The organism is Burkholderia sp. Bp9031 (assembly GCF_003857965.1).
Taxonomy (GTDB): domain Bacteria; phylum Pseudomonadota; class Gammaproteobacteria; order Burkholderiales; family Burkholderiaceae; genus Burkholderia; species Burkholderia ambifaria_A.
The window spans coordinates 61,034-77,274 of the sequence record NZ_QTPW01000021.1 but is presented as its reverse complement, the minus strand read 5'-3'; the positions used below and the strand labels follow the sequence as shown (position 1 = coordinate 77,274).

15 protein-coding genes are annotated in these 16,241 nt (G+C 68.0%); 2 read left to right on the top strand and 13 right to left on the bottom strand.

All coding sequences use genetic code 11. The features are described from left to right. Nucleotides 1-61: 61 nt before the first annotated feature. The 13 genes from araG to mpl all read right to left on the bottom strand — a co-directional run bounded on the left by araG (nt 62) and on the right by mpl (nt 14,739). Entirely contained in the window at nt 62-1,573 is a 1,512-nt protein-coding gene (gene araG / locus DIE15_RS24360; protein WP_124834562.1) for an L-arabinose ABC transporter ATP-binding protein AraG, read from the bottom strand. 67 nt (nt 1,574-1,640) lie between these two features. Then, nucleotides 1,641-2,636, bottom strand: a complete 996-nt coding sequence (locus tag DIE15_RS24355; RefSeq protein WP_057926876.1) for an arabinose ABC transporter substrate-binding protein — start codon at nt 2,634-2,636, stop codon at nt 1,641-1,643. Nucleotides 2,637-2,736: 100 nt separating this feature from the next. Further along, nucleotides 2,737-3,516, bottom strand: coding sequence for an SDR family oxidoreductase (locus DIE15_RS24350; protein ID WP_124834561.1), 780 nt, complete (start codon nt 3,514-3,516; stop codon nt 2,737-2,739). After that, nucleotides 3,516-4,193: a 2-dehydro-3-deoxy-6-phosphogalactonate aldolase gene (locus DIE15_RS24345; RefSeq protein ID WP_057926810.1), complete on the bottom strand. Its 678-nt coding sequence runs from the start codon at nt 4,191-4,193 to the stop codon at nt 3,516-3,518. The genes DIE15_RS24350 and DIE15_RS24345 overlap by 1 nt, the downstream gene beginning before the upstream one ends. Nucleotides 4,194-4,215: 22 nt before the next feature. Continuing rightward, nucleotides 4,216-5,241: a 2-dehydro-3-deoxygalactonokinase gene (locus DIE15_RS24340; protein WP_124834560.1), complete on the bottom strand. Its 1,026-nt coding sequence runs from the start codon at nt 5,239-5,241 to the stop codon at nt 4,216-4,218. Next, nucleotides 5,238-6,137, bottom strand: coding sequence for an IclR family transcriptional regulator (locus DIE15_RS24335; protein ID WP_124834559.1), 900 nt, complete (start codon nt 6,135-6,137; stop codon nt 5,238-5,240). Before DIE15_RS24335 ends, DIE15_RS24340 begins: the two co-directional genes overlap by 4 nt. A 336-nt stretch (nt 6,138-6,473) precedes the next feature. Continuing rightward, nucleotides 6,474-6,878 (bottom strand): hypothetical protein, encoded by a 405-nt coding sequence (locus DIE15_RS24325; protein ID WP_057926813.1) that lies wholly within the window; start codon nt 6,876-6,878, stop codon nt 6,474-6,476. An 84-nt stretch (nt 6,879-6,962) separates the two neighbouring features. Beyond that, a complete protein-coding gene (locus DIE15_RS24320) occupies nt 6,963-8,573 on the bottom strand; it encodes a S10 family peptidase (protein WP_124834557.1) in 1,611 nt (536 codons plus the stop codon). Nucleotides 8,574-9,000: 427 nt separating this feature from the next. Beyond that, nucleotides 9,001-9,738, bottom strand: coding sequence for a monofunctional biosynthetic peptidoglycan transglycosylase (mtgA, locus tag DIE15_RS24315; RefSeq protein WP_124834556.1), 738 nt, complete (start codon nt 9,736-9,738; stop codon nt 9,001-9,003). Nucleotides 9,739-9,752: 14 nt separating this feature from the next. Further along, on the bottom strand, nt 9,753-10,619 hold the full coding sequence (aroE, locus tag DIE15_RS24310; RefSeq protein ID WP_124834555.1) for a shikimate dehydrogenase: 867 nt from the start codon (nt 10,617-10,619) through the stop codon (nt 9,753-9,755). Then, a complete protein-coding gene (locus tag DIE15_RS24305; protein WP_057926817.1) occupies nt 10,616-12,706 on the bottom strand; it encodes a ribonuclease catalytic domain-containing protein in 2,091 nt (696 codons plus the stop codon). The genes aroE and DIE15_RS24305 overlap by 4 nt, the downstream gene beginning before the upstream one ends. Before the next feature lie 81 nt (nt 12,707-12,787). Then, nucleotides 12,788-13,357: a YqiA/YcfP family alpha/beta fold hydrolase gene (locus DIE15_RS24300; RefSeq protein ID WP_124834554.1), complete on the bottom strand. Its 570-nt coding sequence runs from the start codon at nt 13,355-13,357 to the stop codon at nt 12,788-12,790. After that, complete coding sequence (mpl, locus tag DIE15_RS24295; RefSeq protein WP_124834553.1) at nt 13,354-14,739, bottom strand: UDP-N-acetylmuramate:L-alanyl-gamma-D-glutamyl-meso-diaminopimelate ligase; 1,386 nt, start codon at nt 14,737-14,739, stop codon at nt 13,354-13,356. Before mpl ends, DIE15_RS24300 begins: the two co-directional genes overlap by 4 nt. A 233-nt stretch (nt 14,740-14,972) precedes the next feature. On the opposite strand from mpl, the gene DIE15_RS24290 reads away from it, so the two are divergent. Together DIE15_RS24290 and DIE15_RS24285 are read left to right on the top strand one after the other, a co-directional pair. After that, nucleotides 14,973-15,617 (top strand): hypothetical protein, encoded by a 645-nt coding sequence (locus tag DIE15_RS24290; protein ID WP_057926878.1) that lies wholly within the window; start codon nt 14,973-14,975, stop codon nt 15,615-15,617. A 7-nt stretch (nt 15,618-15,624) separates the two neighbouring features. Continuing rightward, the gene (locus tag DIE15_RS24285; RefSeq protein WP_057926820.1) at nt 15,625-16,179 is read left to right on the top strand and encodes a TlpA disulfide reductase family protein; all 555 of its coding nucleotides are present in this window, start codon (nt 15,625-15,627) and stop codon (nt 16,177-16,179) included. Nucleotides 16,180-16,241 lie beyond the last annotated feature (62 nt).

The following is a 16,241-nucleotide window of genomic DNA, read 5'->3' as shown; positions in this document are numbered from 1 at the left end:
GCCCGCGCCGCGCGTGATCGATTCGAATATCGTGCGTCGCCCGCGGCGACCTGACACTCCGTCAGGCCGCCTCGACGACGCTCGTCTGCGGCAGCGCGAGGCTCAGCACCGCATGCTCGTTCGCCTGCTCGCGCGGCAGCTCGCCCGCGATGCGGCCTTCGCGCATCACGACGATGCGATCGGACACGCCGAGCACTTCCGGCAGCTCCGACGACACCATCACGATTGCGCAGCCGCGCTCCGCGAGCCGGTAGATCACGTCGTAGATCTCGTGCTTCGCGCCAACGTCGATGCCGCGCGTCGGCTCGTCGAGGATCACGACCTTCAGGTCGGGCTCCGCGAGCCAGCGCGACAGGATCGCCTTCTGCTGGTTGCCGCCCGACAGGAAGCGGATCTTCTGCCGACGATTCGGCGTCTTGATCTTCAGCCGCTGGATGAAGCAGTCGGCCGTTGCGCTTTCGGTCTTGCGGTCGATGAAGAGCCCGGCGCGCAGCGAATGACGGCGGCAGCTGATGTTGATGTTCTCCGCGACCGACGCCATCGCGATGATCCCTTCTTCCTTGCGATCCTCCGGGCACAGCACGATGCCGTGGCGGATCGCGTCGCCGGTGCGTTTCACGTCGATGCGCTTGCCGTCGAGCGTCAGCTCGCCCGCGCGCCGGCGGTCCGCGCCGTACACGAGACGCATCAGTTCGCTGCGCCCCGCGCCGACGAGACCGAAGAACCCGACGATCTCGCCCGCGCGCACGGAGAAGCTCGCCGGTTCGCGCAGCGCCGGGCCGTCGACGCCTTCGGCCGAAAACCGCACGTTGCCGAGCGCGCGTGGCGCGTAATGGTAGATGTCCGAAATCTCGCGCCCGACCATCTCGGCAACCAGCCGCTCGCGCGGCACGTCGGCGAGCGATTCGTGCGACGCGATCTTGCGCCCGTCGCGGAAGATCGTGCACGCATCGCACAGCCGGTAGATCTCGTCCATCCGGTGCGAGATGTAGATCAGCGCGCGGCCCTGCGCGCGCAGGTCGTCGACGAGCTTGAACAGCACCTCGGTCTCGCGATGCGACAGCGAGCTCGTCGGTTCGTCGAGCGCGATCACGCGCGCGTTGCGCATCAGCGCCTTGCAGATCTCGACCATCTGCCGCTGCGCGATCGACAGCCGCCCGAGCTTCGCATCGGGATCGAGATCGACGCCCATCGCGGCGAGCCGCTCGCGCACGTGGCGCTTCGCCTCGCCCTTCCTCACCCAGCCGAGCGCGTTCGGCAGGCGGCCGAGCAGCAGGTTTTCCGCGACCGTCAGGTCGGGCACGTACTGCAGCTCCTGGTGAATCACTGCAATGCCGGCCGCGATCGACGCAGCCGCACTCGAGAAATGCACGGGCTGGCCGTCGACCAGCACGCTGCCCGCATCGGGCTGGTATTCGCCGCCGAGAATCTTCAGCAGCGTCGACTTGCCCGCGCCGTTCTCGCCCATCAGGCCATGCACCTCGCCCGCATGCACGTCGAACGAGATGCCGTCGAGTGCGCGCACGCCGGGAAATACCTTGCCGATATTGTCAAAACGCAGTGCCGCTGACACGTCGTCTCCCCACTTGCAGATCCATCGATCGCCGGCTGCCGCATCGCCGCGGCGGCCGGCAAGCCGCTTACTTCGAGGCGAGCCCCATCTCCTCGCGCACCTTCGACACGTTGTCGCGCGTCGCCAGCATGCCCGTCGTCAGCGTCAGCGCCGGCGGTGCCTTGCCCTGCGTGATCCACGCGTACATCAGGTCCGAGGTTTCCTCGCCGTGGCGCTTCGGGCTGATGATCACGGTGCCGTAGAAGCCCGTCGGCTGCGGTTTCTTGAATTCGTTGAGCGCCGATTCGGAACCGCCGATGCCGATGCCGATCATGTTGTCCGCCTTGAAGCCGCGCCCTTCGGCCGCGCGCACCGCGCCGAGCACCGCCTCGTCGTTCAGGCCGTACGCAACCCAGTGCTTGAACTGCGGGTTCTTGGTGAGCGCGATGTTCGCCGCGTTGAACGCGTTCTCGGTGTCGGTCTTCGCCTGCGGCGCCGCAATCACATTCGCCTTCGGAAAGCCCGCCGCCACCAGCGCGTCGGTCGCGCCGCTCGTGCGGTCATGCGCGGTCGGCAGCTGCTCGTACGTGATGTCGATCGCGCCGACGTCCTTCATGTTCCAGCCGCGCTTCTTGATCTCGGCCGCGATGCCGTCGCCGACCTGCTTGCCGATGTTGTACGCGGAAATCCCCATGTGCGGCACCGACTCGATCGGCTTGCCCGCACCGTCGACGAGGCGGTCGTCGACCGTCATCATCTTCAGGTTGTGCGACTTCGCCTTCGCGACGATGCCCGGCCCGAGCTTCACGTCGGGTGTGCAGATGATGAAGCCCTGCGCCTTCTGCGCGGACAGGTTGTCGATCGCGCTCATCACCTTCTCGCCCGACGGCGCGCCGATCTTCACGAGCGTGAAGCCCTTGTCCTTCGCCGCCATCTCCGCGAACTTCCACTCGTCCTGGAACCACGGCTCTTCCGGCTGCTTCACGAGGAAGCCGATCTTGACCGGATCGGCCGCGTGCGCCACCGGGCTCCCCATCACCACCGCGGCCGCGGCGGCCAGCGTTACGAACGTTCTGCGTTTCATCTCCAGTGTCTCCTTGTCTTCATCGAACGGTACAGCCGCTTGTTGGTTTCGACGCAGCGTGCGCGCGGCCGTCGCACGTGCGGTCTGTCGAATCGTTGCGTCAGTCGTGGTACAGCGCCGCGCGCCCGCCGTCGACGGTGATGCACGCGGCATTGATGAACGGCGCCTCGTCGGATGCGAGGAACACGGCCGTCATCGCGACTTCCTCCGGTTTGCCGATCCGCTTCATCGGCTGCAGCGCGAGCGTCTGCTCGCGCGCCGCGGCCGGGTCGGCCTGCGCATCCCACCAGTCGCGCGTGAGCTGCGTCTCGATATAGCCGGGCGCGATCGCGTTCACACGCACGTTGCGCGCCGCGTATTCGATCCCGAGCGCACGTGTGAGGCCCAGCACGCCATGTTTCGCGACCGGGTACGGAAAGCAGCCCGGGATGATCCGGAACGCATGCGTCGACGCGATGTTCACGATGCTGCCGCGCCCGCGCTCGACCATCCCTTCCAGCGCCGCGCGGCAGCCGTGCCACACGCCGTCGAGGTCGACCGCGAAGCAGCGGCGCCAGTCGTCGTCCGTCATCGTCAACGGATCGGCGAACACGTTGATGCCGGCGTTGTTCACGAGCACGTCGAGCGGGCCGAATGCGGCTTCGGTCTGCGCAAGCGCGTCGCGCACCGAGTCCTGCCGCGCGACGTCCGCATGCAGCGCGAGCACGCGCGCGCCGTCGATGTCGTCGGCGATCGCGGCCGCCGTGCGCTGCGCTTGCGGGAAGTCGAGATCGACGAGCGCGACGGCCGCGCCCTCGCGCACGAACGCATGCGCGATCGCGGCGCCGATCCCGCGGCCCGCGCCCGTCACCATCGCGACCTTGCCTGCGAGGCGTCCCATCACGCCGCTCCGCTGCGCGCCGCGCGCAAGCCGGCCTGGAACGCGCGCGCGTTCGCCGCGGTCGCGTCCGCCGACTGGCCGGGCCGGTACAGCGCCGAGCCGAGTCCGAAGCCATTGGCGCCGGCCGCGAGGAACGGCTGCATGTTGTCCGGCGAAATTCCGCCGACCGGAATCAGCGGCACCGCGCGGTCGATCACCGCGCGCCACGCCTTCACGATGGGCACGCCGAGCTGCTCGGCCGGGAACATCTTCAGCACGTCGGCGCCGTTCGCGAGTGCGGCGAACGCCTCGGTCGGCGTCGCGACGCCCGGTGCGCTCGCGAGCCCGCGCTCGCGCGCGCGGCGGATCACGGCCGCGTCGCTGTGCGGCATCACGATCAGCGTGCCGCCGGCGTCCTGCACGCGGTCGACAAGTTCGGCGCGCAGCACGGTGCCCGCGCCGACGATCATGTCGTCCGGCAACGCACGGCGCAGCGCCGCGATGCTGTCGAACGGATCGGGCGAATTGAGCGGCACCTCGACGATCCGGAAGCCCGCTTCATGCAGCGCAAGGCCGTGGTCGGCCGCTTCGGCAGGCGTGATGCCGCGCATGATCGCGATCAGCGGACACGCGTCGAACGCGCGCGTCAGTGCGGGATGCGGCGTGTACGGTGCGGGCAGCGTAAGGTCGGACGGCATCGATGGTTCCTCTTCAATCGGTTCATTGATCGGCGCAGACGGGTTCGCCGTCCGCGCGGACGAGTCCGGCGCGCGATGCGATCCGCCACAGGCCGCGCTCGGTCGCCTGCGCGACGACGCGCGCATGCGTGCAGCCGAACACGTGCAGCGCGTCGACATAGCGCGCGCACAGCCCGTCGTCGCCGATCAGCAGCAGCGGCTGGTTCGCGAGCGCAACGCCGCGCTCCGCGAGCATCGCGTCGAGCGCGTTGAGCTCATGGCCAATCAGCAAGCCGGACAGGTAGTCGCCCTGTGCATCGGGTGCGAGCCGGTCGGTCAGGCCCAGCGTGCGCGTGCTGAAGATCGTCGCGAGCAGCCCCGCGCGCTGCGCGCCGCGCGCCACCGCGACGCCGCGCGCGAATGCCGCGCGGTCGGGCGTCGCGCTCGCGCGCATCGTGCGGCCGAGGATCGTGTGGTCGCGCAGCGCCGCGAACAACTCGCCCGTCATGAAGGTCTGGAAGCGCTCGATGAGCCCGTCCTTCACCCATGCCCATTTCGCATGCGTGCCCGGCAAGCCGATCAGTACCCCTGAACGATCGGCATCAAGCATGGGATCGTTCGCGAGTGCGCCGAATATCTGCGTTTCTTCGCCGCGCATCACATCGGGCAATTCGCCCGTCGCGATCACGCCCGGCACGATCGACACCGTCGTGCCGCGCGCCGTCGTCACCGTGACGAGGCCCGCGACGAGCGCGTCGGCGCCGGCCGGCACCGCGACGTACGGCGCCTCGCGCCAGCCCTGCGCGCTGCCGACCATTCCGGCTGCCAGCACCGGCACGCCCGGCGCGCGGTCGAGCCAGTCGCCGCACGCTTCCTCGAACACGACGTCGAATGCGTGCGCGCCGCCGGCCGGCACGTGCATCACGCCCGCCGCGCGGCTGCGCGTGTCGAGCAGCGCGCCGTGCGCGTCGAACAGATACGCGCGCAGCGACGTCGTGCCCCAGTCGAGCGCGATCAGCGACGGTGCGGCGGAACTGGCGTCCGGAGCGGTCCGGGTCGAATTGGTCATCGTTTGATCCTGCGGGTACCCTGCGGCGGGCTCCAGCCCAGTTCCGCGGAAATGGCTCGCGCTTCGCGCTGCACGAGCGGAATCAGTTCGTCCATCCGGTCGTGCGGCATGTACGGAATCGTGCTCGCGACCGACACGGCCGCGACGATCGCGCCCGACGCGTCGCGGATCGGTGCAGCCACGCAGCGGATCGACGCCTCGTTTTCCTCGAGGTCGAACGTGTAGCCGCCGGCCGCGTAATGCGCCATGCGCTGCAGGAACCCGCTCGTCTCGGGCCGGTTGTCCGGCTTGAAATTGACGCCGGCCAGCGCGCGCCGCGCGGCCTCGAACAGCGAGTGCCACCGGTCCGGATCGAGGTCCAGCATCATCGCCTTGCCGATACCGGTCGACGCGAGCGGCATCCGGTGGCCGACGCGCGAACGCATCTCGAGGCCGCGCGTGCCGGGAATCTTGTCGATGTACAGCACGTCGTCGCCGTCGCGCACGCCGAGGTGAATCGTGTCGAGCGTCGCTTCCGCGAGCGCTTCGAGGTGCGGCCGCGCAACCGCGGTGAGCGGCATCTGCTCGAGCGCGATCGTGCCGAGCTCGATCAGCTTCGGGCCGAGCAGGTAGCCGCCCTGCACCTGGCGCAGATAGCGCGCCTGCACGAGGCTGCTGACGAGACGGTGCGTCGTGCTGCGCGTCGTGCCGAGCGCGGCACCGATCGCACGCATGTCGCGTGCGCCGTTCGCGATCGCTTCGAGGATCGCGAGGCCGCGCAACAGCGTCTGCGTGCCGGCCTGCTGCGCGGCGAGGTCGAGCGGCGTGCTGGTCGCGCCGATGCTGTCGGTCAGCGGCGCATCGTCCGGCGTCGCGCGCCGGGCGTCGAGAGCAAGGGAATCGGGCATCTTGGTCATGGAACAGGCTTCTTCAACGGAATCGGTGAAGCCGCGGTCGCGAGGCCGGAACGAGGTCGGGCGTCGCGGCAATGCGGCAGTCGATGCACCGAGGAAAGCGCCCGGCGAACTTCATGGAATGTGTCTCCGTGTGCGTCGGGCGCCGCGCGATGCGTGGGTCCGAAGCTGTCGATGTGCTTCGGATTGTAGGAGCGCACGCACTCGTCTCCAATATTTGAATGCGTTGTCCAGATAATGAGAAAGCGAGCGGAAGGCGCCAAACGGCCGCGCCATGCGCGCGGGGGCGGAACCCGGCGCGTCGCGGGTTCCGCCCCCGGTTATCCAGGCGCGCCGCGCTTACTGCTGGTTCGTGCTGCGCGCCTGCATGTAGCGCTGCACGTCGGCGAACGACACGCGGCCGCTACCGCTCGCGTCGATCTGCCGGAAGTGATTCGCGACATAGCCGAGGCCGGCTGCGCGCGCCTGCGCTTCGGTGATCGAGCCGCTGTTCTGCGTATCGGCCGCGCCGAACTGCCGCGCGAGCTTGCGCACCACCTGCGCGTGCAGCGCGGCGCCGGTCGTCTGCGTGCCGGCGGTCGGCTTGCGCGCGGCCGGCGGCACGTACGGATCGCCGAGCTGCGCCTGGCGCGCGCGCGCCGGCGTGGCGGCGTCGCTCGCCTGCGCGAACGCGGACACCGATGCGGATGCTGCAACGCCGGCGCATGCGAGCGCCGCGGCAACGACGATGAAACGTTTCTTCATGTCAGGCTCCAGTCTGGAATGAGGTCGTCGACGGCCGGCGAACGGCGCCGCCACGGGCGCGCGTCGCCAGATCCGCCCATCGCATCAATGCGCGGCCGCGTTGTAGAAAGTCACGAGGTCGGCTTTCTCCTGCGGACGCGACGTATCGTCGAGATAGACCATGTGTCCACCCTGATAGTCCTTGATCGTCAGGTTCGGTTGCGATCCGAGCCGCGCGAGGTCGAGCTCGGTCTGGTAGAACGGCGTCGCGATGTCGTGATACCCGTTCAGCGACAGCACCTTCAGCGACGGATTCAGCGTCAGCGCCGCGGCGAGATCGGGAATCGTGTCGGGCATCGCGAGGCCGTCGTGCGACCAGTCCCAGGTCCGGATCGCATCGCTGCTGACCGAATACGCGGACTGCGCGCTGTACTTCAGGACGTTCGGCAGATAGCTGCCGATCGTGTCGGTGAACGGCTTCGTGATGAACGTGCTCGACGGGTCGCCGTCCGCGGCGAGCGGGCTCGACGACGGCACGTTCACGCGCGCGTCGTAGCGGCCGATCAGCGTGCCCGGGATCAGCGACACCTGGAAGCTGTTGTCGAAGAAGGTCGGGACCACGTTGAAGTCGGCATTCCACAGCGACTGCTTCACGCCGGTCGAATTCACCATCGTCGTGACGAGCGGCGGCGGCGGCGGCGTGTGGCTCGCGAGATAGGCGTTCACGGCGGGCGCGTAGCTGCCGGCCGTCAGCAGGCGCATCTGGTCCGCGTACTGCGGCAGATTCGACGGATTCGGATTGTCGAGCTGGTAGTACGCGCCGACCGTGCCGTAGGACGGCACGAAGCCCGCGCAGCTCACCGGGCTCGCGCCGTTGTTCGAGTTGCCGACATAGTCGCTCGCCATGTCGCAGTTCGCGTTGTAGTTCAGGATCGACGACTGCAGCACGATGCCGGCGAGCTTCACGCCGGCCGTCTCGAGCAGGTTCGTGAGCACGTCGGTGCGAGGCGTGCCGTACGACTCGCCGAACAGGTATTTCGGCGAATCGTTGCGCTGGTTCACGGCGAGGTAGCGCATCACGAAGTCGCGGAACGCGCCGCCGTCCTGGTCGACGCCCCAGAACGTCTGGTTCGTGTTCGGCGCGATCGCTTCCGAGAAGCCGGTGCCGATCGCATCGACGAACACGAGGTCGGTCGTATCGAGCAGGCTTTCCGCGTTGTCGACGAACGGGAACGTCGACGTGTTCGCGTTCGGGTCGCCCGTCTGGATCCGCTTCGGACCGAACGAGCCGAGATGCAGCCACACCGATGCGGAACCGGGGCCGCCGTTGTACAGGAACGTGACGGGCCGCTTCGCCGCGGGCTGGTTGTCGGCGGTGTATGCGACGTAGAAGAACGATGCTTCGGGCGCACCCGTCTGCGGATTGCGCGCGACGAGGTGGCCAGCGGTGGCCGTGTAACGGATCGTCTGGCCGTTCAGCGTGATCTGGTGATGGGTGACGGCGGCCTTTTCGACCGCGGCGGACGCGTCGAGCGACGCGGTCGCGCTCGACGAATAGCTGTTGGGATCGTTGTACGGCCTGTCCACCTGAGCGGCGGGATCGGCTGAATTGTCGGCGCCTGCCGCGGCGGACGACGTCACGTCGTCGTTGCAGGCCGTCAGAATCAGCGAAGAGAACACAACCCCCAACAACAGCTTCGCTTTGCTCGCTGGCATCGTTGCTTTCCTTCTCTCGAATGTTTTTGTGTGTCGAGCAGCCGGATAAGCCGCCCCCCGCCTCGATTGCGGCCGATAAGCCGAGGCGCTGGCCAATATACGCGAGCGGGTCGGCTTTGAAAAATTTGGAAATATTTGAGCGACGGCCGGTGCAGTGCACACCTTTCAGGAATGCTTCGTTTCGCGAACCATCGCTTTTCAGCTGCCTTTCAGAGGCTCGTGCGTTTACCGGGAAATACTAAAATTCCGCGGATTTCGTGCCATGACGTCAAACAGAATCGCACGCCCACAGGCATTGCTCAGTAAAGCGAAATAGACGATTTCGTCTAATGGATGCGACCCGAAATGCGGGCGACACGAATGCGCTGCGGCGCACCAATGACGCGCCGACGACGGAACGGACGATGCGACGGCGCGATCGCGCCGCTCACTGCGACTGAGGCAGCTCGGCCGCACCCATCCGGCGGGCAATCACGGCCGCGCGCTGCGCCTGGTAGGCCGAGCCGCGGTGCGCGTCGAACCAGCGCGGCTTCGGCAACATCACCGCAAGGCGCGCCGACTGCCACGCGCCGAGCCGGCTCGCGGGGATTCTGTAGTAATAGCGGGCGGCGGCCTCGGCACCGTACACGCCGCGGCCCCATTCGACCGAATTCAGGTAGATCTCGAAGATCCGCTCCTTGTCGAGCACCGTCTCGAGCATCCACGTGATGATCAGCTCCTGCCCCTTGCGGATGTAGCTCTTCTCGCGCGACAGGAACAGATTGCGCGCGAGCTGCTGCGTGATCGTCGAGCCGCCCGCGACGATCTTGCCGCGCGCCTTGTTCTTCTCCCACGCCTGCAGGATCGCGTCGACGTCGTAGCCGTTGTTGGTCGCGAAGGTCGAATCCTCCGACGCGATCAGCGCGCGCTTCAGGTTGCGCGAGATCTGGTCGTACGGCACCCACTGGTGCTGAATCTGCGCGGGCGGCTTGTCGTGCGACAGCCACCACGCATCGGTACGCATGAACGCGGTCGAACCGGGATTGACGAACGACCACAGCGCGATCTGCACGAGGTAGAACAGCTGCGTCGCGAGCCACGCGCCCGCGAACACCGAACCCGCATAGACGATCCAGCGGGTCGGGCTGACCGTGCGCGTGCGCTGCGTGCCGCTGACCGCCACCACCTGCCGCGCTCCGGTCAGGCCACCGCGAGCGCCTGGCGCAGCGCGGCCAGCACCGGTGCGCCGTCCGGCCGCACGCCGCGCCAGATGAAGAACGATTCGGCCGCCTGCTCGACCAGCATCCCGAGCCCGTCGGCCGTGCGCGCGCCGAGCGACGCCGCATGCTGCATGAACACGGTCGGCTGCGCGCCGTACATCATGTCGTACGCAAGCGTGCCCGCGCCGAACGCGGCCGCGTCGCACTCCGGCAGCGCCGCGTCGAGGCTGCCGGCCGTCGCGTTGACGATCACGTCGTACGGTTCCGCGCGAACGGCGTCAGGGCCGCCGCCCGACAGCACGCAGCCCGCATCGTGCGCGGCCTGCGTGAACTGGCCGACGAGCGCCTCGGCCTTGCTCGCGGTGCGGTTCACGATCGTGATCGACAGCGGTGCGCGCTCGAGCATCGGCAGCACCACGCCACGCGCCGCGCCGCCCGCACCGAGCAGCAGGATGCGCGCGCCCGCGAGCGACACGCCGAGATTCAGTTCGATGTCGCGCACGAGGCCAACGCCGTCGGTGTTGTCCCCGTAGATGCTGCCGTCGGCGTCGATGCGCAGCGTGTTTACCGCGCCCGCCGCCGCCGCGCGCGGCGACAGCGTGTCGGCGAGCGCATGCGCGTCGAGCTTGAACGGCACCGTCACGTTCGCGCCGCGACCACCTTCGGCGACGAACGCGCGCACGGCGGCCTCGAAGCCGTCGACCGGCGCGAGCCGGTGCTCGTAGACGATCGCCTCGCCCGTTTGCGCAGCGAACTGCGCGTGGATGAACGGCGACTTGCTGTGCGCCACCGGATTGCCGAATACCACGTAGCGGTCGGCGCCGCTCGTCGACGCGTTTGCGTTCACGATGCGCGCCCCTCTTCGCTTTCCTGGCCGTTGCCGGTCGCGGCGTCGCCGCCACCGACCGCCGCGCCGTCCGATTCGGCCAGCGCTTCGGCCTCGCTTTCCGCCGATGCATCTTCCGCATCGACCAGCGTGTCTTCGCCGCCTTCGGCCTCTTCCTCGTCGTCCGCCGCATCGCCGCTCGTCACGGTCGGCGCGTCGAGCACGTTCAAGAGCCGCACCGATGCCTCGATCGTCAGCTCGTCGAGCGACATCACGTCGAGCAGCACGCGCGTGCCGCGCGCATGCACGCCGAGCCCCGGCACGTGCAGCAGCAGCGGAATTTCCTCGAGACGCACGAGATCGCCCTTCACGACGCTCGCGACCACCTGCTTCTTCTGCTCCTGCGCGAGCCAGCGCAGGCACCAGAAGTACTCCATCCGGCGCTGGTAGTCGGCGTAGGCCGTGTAGGTATCGTCGAAGCCCTGCACGACCGCGTACAGATCGGCGTCCTTCGGCTTGAACGGCGCGGCGAGCTTCGCGGTGACGCCGTGCTGCACGCATGCGAGCAGCTGCCACTGGTTCACGAGGTCGACGTAGCGGCGCAGTGGCGACGTGCTCCATGCATATTGCGCGACGCCGAGGCCTTCGTGCGGCGCGGCCGACGTCTGCATCCGCGTGCGCTTCGGGCCCGGCGCGCCGAAGCCGCGCTGCGAACGGTAGATGCCCGGCACCGTGTGATCGTGCAGGAACGCACCCCACGTCGAGTTCGCGAGGATCGCGAGCTCCGACACGATCAGGTCGAGCGGCGACCCGCGGCGACGCGGCGTGATCGTCACGTGCTCGCCTTCGACGTAGAAGTTGTAGTCGGTGTTGCGCTGCACTTCGCGCTTCAGGCCATAGCCCGCGCGCGCGACCTGGCGCTTCTCGAACAGCGCCTGCGCGAGTGGCCACAGCACGGCGATGTCGTCCTTGTGCGGGTAGTCGCCGGTGCCGGCCGCGAGCGTCTCTTCGTTGACGAGCTCGTCGAGGTGGTTGTGGCGCAGGTTGTTCTTCACGAACACGAGCTCGGCGCGCGTCTCGTTCGCGACGATTTCCTGCGTGTCGCGGTTGACGATGATGTACAGCGACAGCGCCGGGCGGTAGTCCCCCTCCTTCAGCGTGAACACGTCTACGACGTCGTCCGGCAGCATCGTGATCTTGTCGCCCGGCATGTAGACGGTCGACAGGCGCGTGCGCGCGATCGTGTCGACCGCGTCGCCGCGCACGACGCCGAGCGCGGGCGCCGCGATGTGCACGCCGATCCGCACGCGACCGTCGGACAGGTGCTCGACCGAGAACGCGTCGTCGATTTCGGTCGTCGTGACGTCGTCGATCGAGAACGCCTCGACGTCCGCGCGCGGCAGGTCGTCCGGCAGCGCGCCGACCGTGACGGCCGGGAAGCCCGTGCCGTGCGGGAAGAATTCCGCGAGAAAACGCGCCTCGTGCAGCGCACGCGGCGACGCGATGCCGCCGCAGTCGAGCATCAGCCGCGCCGGCGACACGCCGCGCGCGCCGGCCGCCGCTTCCATCGCCTTGTATTCGATCGCGTTCTTGTCCGGCCGCGTCAACAGCCCGAGCACCTTGCCCGCGAACGCTTCCGGCAGCTTGCCGGCCTTCAGTTCCTCTTCATACTGCGCCTGGACGAGCGCCTGCTGGCGCTTGCGCTCGAGCGACGCGAGCGCCATCTTGAGCTGCTCTTCCGGCGCGCGCTGATACTGGCCGCGCCCCTTGCGGCGAAAGTAGACGGGCGAGCCGTGCAGCCGCAGCACCAGCGCCGCACGCTCGACCGGGCCGTAGGTCGCGCCGAAGTATTCCGCGGCCAGCGCCGTGTACGCGAATTCATCGGCCGGCGCGCATTCCCACAGAAAATCCAGGTCGATCTGCTGCGCGGCCGTGTCGGCTTCCTGCATCAGTTCGCTCGCGGCCGGCTTCTCGAATTCGATCAGCACGTCTTTTGCGCGCACTTTCGCTCGCCGCCCGCCGGGCAACTCGACCTGAAACGCGTCGCCCTGGCGCGACAGCACGCTGCCCGCCTTGAAACTGCCCGATTCCTCGAAGAAAACGTTCACTCAGTACTCTCGTTCAGACTGCCGGGCACCGCATCGGCGGCGCCGCATGATGATGGGAATTCAATCGGCATGACGCCGGGTTCATGACGTTTTGTCGTCGCAAAAGGCGAGAACGTCGTCGACATAGTCGGCAAATTCGCTGATCCCGTGATCGCTGCCTTCGATCACGCGCGTTTTCGCGCCCGGGTAATGGGCGAGCATCTCGCGGTAGTCCAGCACTTCGTCGCCCGTCGCTGCGAACAGATAGTAGCGTTCGGGCAGCGAAATCGCCGGCACGCGCAGCGCATCGAGCTCCTGCAGGTGATGGCGTTCGACGACGATCGAGCCGCCGCCATGCCACAACGGCTGTTCGCCCAGGTGCTGCTCGAGATCGCGCTGCGGCACGATCGCCGGATTCAGCAGCACGGCCTTCCAGCCGTGCTGCTCGGCGAGCCAGGTCGCGTAGTAGCCGCCGAGCGAGCTGCCGATCACCGTCACGTCGTGCGCATCGGCCACCTCGGCTTGCGCGACGGCGATCGCCTCGAGCGGCGACACCGACAGCGACGGGCAGCGCCACTCGTGCGTGCGGCCGAGCGCGGCCATGCGCGCGGCGAGCAGCCGCGACTTCTGCGACTCCGGCGACGACCGGAACCCGTGCAGGTACAGGATCACGCGCGGCTCCCGAGCGCGTCGAGCAGCTTCTGGTGCACGCCGCCGAAGCCGCCGTTGCTCATCACGAGCACGTGGTCGCCCGGGCGCGCGGCCTCGACGACCGACTTCACCAGCAGATGGAGATCGTCGAACGCGCGAGCTTTGTCGCCGAGCGGCGCGAGCGCGTCGCCGAGGTTCCAGCCGAGCGCGTCGCGCCCGGTCGGCGCGCCATAGCCGAACACCAGATTGGCGTCGGCAAGGCTTGCCGGCAGTTGCGCCTTCATCACGCCGAGCTTCATTGTGTTCGAGCGCGGCTCGAGCACGGCCAGAATGCGGGAGTTTTGACGACCGATGCGCGCACGAAGGCCGGCAATCGTGGTCTCGATCGCGGTCGGATGGTGCGCGAAGTCGTCGTAGACGGTCACGCCGTCGACGCTGCCGCGCACTTCCATGCGCCGCTTCACGTTGCGGAACGATGCGAGGGATTCGGCCGCCTGCGCCGGCGGCACGCCGACGTGGCGCGCGGCGGCGATCGCCGCGAGCGCGTTCATCCGGTTGTGGTCGCCCTGCACCTGCCACGCGACTTCACCGACGCGCTCGGCCTTCGAATACACCGCGAACCGCTCGTCGACCGGCACGCCGTCCTCGGCCGGCAGCGCCTGCCAGCCGCCGTCGACGCCGAAGCGCTCGACCTCGCTCCAGCAGCCGCGCGCGAGCACGCGCTCCAGCGCATCCGAACGGCCGTTGGTCACGATCCGCCCGACGCCCGGCACGGTGCGCACGAGATGGTGGAATTGCGTTTCGATCGCAGCGAGATCCGGGAAGATGTCGGCGTGATCGAATTCGAGATTGTTGAGCACCGCGGTACGCGGCCGATAGTGGACGAACTTCGAACGTTTGTCGAAGAACGCCGTGTCGTATTCGTCGGCCTCGATCACGAAGAAGCTCGAATCGGTCAGCCGCGCCGACACGCCGAAGTTCAGCGGCACGCCGCCGATCAGGAAGCCCGGGTTCAGGCCGGCATCTTCCAACAGCCACGCGAGCATCGACGACGTGGTCGTCTTGCCGTGCGTGCCCGCGACCGCCAGCACCCACTTGCCCGCCAGCACGTGCTCGCCGAGCCATTGCGGACCGGACACGTACGGCAGACCGCGATCGAGGATCACTTCCATCAGCGGATTGCCGCGCGTGACGACGTTGCCGATCACGAACAGGTCGGGCTTCAGGTCGATCTGCTCGGCGCCGTAGCCCTCGATCAGCGTGATGCCCTGCGCCTCGAGCTGCGTGCTCATCGGCGGATAGACGCCCGCGTCGCAACCCGTCACCGTGTGGCCCGCCTCGCGCGCGAGCACGGCAAGACCGCCCATGAAGGTGCCGCAGATGCCAAGAATGTGGATGTGCATAGATGAATGCTTTCGCGCCGCCGGGCGCCGTCGATTCGGAAAGATGGTCTGCGGCACGCCGGACAGGCCGCCCGGCCAACGACTTTCGCCGCGACACAAAGACCGTCATTGTAACTGACGGTCCGCCCTGCCCGGCGGCCCGAACGATGGATCCGGATGCCGGCCGGCGCGGCGGGCGGCACGCAGCCACACGGCGTTCGGGCGTGACGGCGATCGAGTATGATTGCCGGATCATGTCTCGCAAACCCCTTGTCGACCCGCGGCGCGCCCGCGAGGAAATCGCCCAGTCCGCCGCCCGCCTGATCGCGGAGGACGGCCTCGATTACGCCAGCGCGAAACGCAAGGCCGCGCGCCAGTTGTTCGGCGATACGCGCGTTGCCGGAGAATGGCTGCCGGATAACGACCTGATCGAGGAAGAACTGCGCGAGTACCTCGCCCTGTTCCAGAGCGACACGCAGCCGGACGAACTGCGCCGCCTGCGCGAGATCGCACTCGACTGGATGCGCCGGCTCGCGGAGTTCAATCCTTATGTGACGGGCGCGGTGCTGAACGGCACCGCGAACGCGCATTCGGACATCCATTTGCAGATATTCACCGACAACCCGAAGGACGTCGCGATCTACCTGCTGAACCAGAACGTTCAGTACGACGTGTCCGAGACGCGGCATTTCGCCGGTCGCGCGGACGTCGAGACGCTCAGTTTCCTGTGGCGCCCGCGGCGCGACGTGGACGCGATCGGCATTCACGTCGCGCTCTACGCGAGCGACGACCTGCGCGGCGCGGTCAAGGCCGACGCGCGCGGCCGGGTCGCGCGCGCAGACGCCGCCGCCTTGCACGCGCTGCTCGAAGCCGGCAACGCTCCTTCCGAACCGGAATGATTCAACGATGATGATGAAACGCATGTTGGCGCTCGCGGTGGTCGCGGCGGCCGCCGTCGCCGGCGGGATTGCCGCTGGCCATTGGTTCCGCGGCGGCAGCGCCGATGACGGCGTCGCCGTCGCGGCGCCCGCCGCGCAGGGCAACCCGGTCGACCAGCTGTGGGCCGCGTCGCTGACCGGCATCGACGGCAAGCCGGCGTCGCTCGCGTCCTTCAAGGGCCAGAAGGTCGTGGTCAATTTCTGGGCGTCGTGGTGCGGCCCGTGCGTCGAAGAGATGCCGGAACTCGTCGCGCTGTCGCATCAATACAAGCAGAAAGGCATCCGCTTCATCGGAATCGGCGTCGATTCCGACCAGAACGTGAAGAACTTTCTTCAGAAGGTGAAGGTCGACTATCCGGTTTTCATCAGCGGTTATGCGGGCGCCGATCTGGCCCGTAATTTCGGAAATACGGCCGGCGCGCTGCCGTTTACGGTCGTCATCGACGAAACCGGCAAGATTCGCGAGACAAAATTAGGACAAATCCAACCGGCCGACCTGAAAAAGACCCTCGACGCGTTGTGATCGTCCTGAACGGCCGCCCGCACGTTGGCGGCGATTTGTGCGTCGATCGCCGCAAATTCACG

What these genes read in the sequence shown, in the direction of transcription:
- DIE15_RS24290 (WP_057926878.1), top strand. Translation starts at nt 14,973, where the DNA reads ATGTCTCGCAAACCCCTTGTCGACCCGCGGCGCGCCCGCGAGGAAATC.
- DIE15_RS24350 (WP_124834561.1), bottom strand. Translation starts at nt 3,516, where the DNA reads ATGGGACGCCTCGCAGGCAAGGTCGCGATGGTGACGGGCGCGGGCCGC.
- DIE15_RS24320 (WP_124834557.1), bottom strand. Translation starts at nt 8,573, where the DNA reads ATGCCAGCGAGCAAAGCGAAGCTGTTGTTGGGGGTTGTGTTCTCTTCG.
- mpl (WP_124834553.1), bottom strand. Translation starts at nt 14,739, where the DNA reads ATGCACATCCACATTCTTGGCATCTGCGGCACCTTCATGGGCGGTCTT.
- DIE15_RS24355 (WP_057926876.1), bottom strand. Translation starts at nt 2,636, where the DNA reads ATGAAACGCAGAACGTTCGTAACGCTGGCCGCCGCGGCCGCGGTGGTG.
- DIE15_RS24345 (WP_057926810.1), bottom strand. Translation starts at nt 4,193, where the DNA reads ATGCCGTCCGACCTTACGCTGCCCGCACCGTACACGCCGCATCCCGCA.
- DIE15_RS24285 (WP_057926820.1), top strand. Translation starts at nt 15,625, where the DNA reads ATGATGATGAAACGCATGTTGGCGCTCGCGGTGGTCGCGGCGGCCGCC.
- DIE15_RS24325 (WP_057926813.1), bottom strand. Translation starts at nt 6,878, where the DNA reads ATGAAGAAACGTTTCATCGTCGTTGCCGCGGCGCTCGCATGCGCCGGC.
- DIE15_RS24335 (WP_124834559.1), bottom strand. Translation starts at nt 6,137, where the DNA reads ATGACCAAGATGCCCGATTCCCTTGCTCTCGACGCCCGGCGCGCGACG.
- DIE15_RS24340 (WP_124834560.1), bottom strand. Translation starts at nt 5,241, where the DNA reads ATGACCAATTCGACCCGGACCGCTCCGGACGCCAGTTCCGCCGCACCG.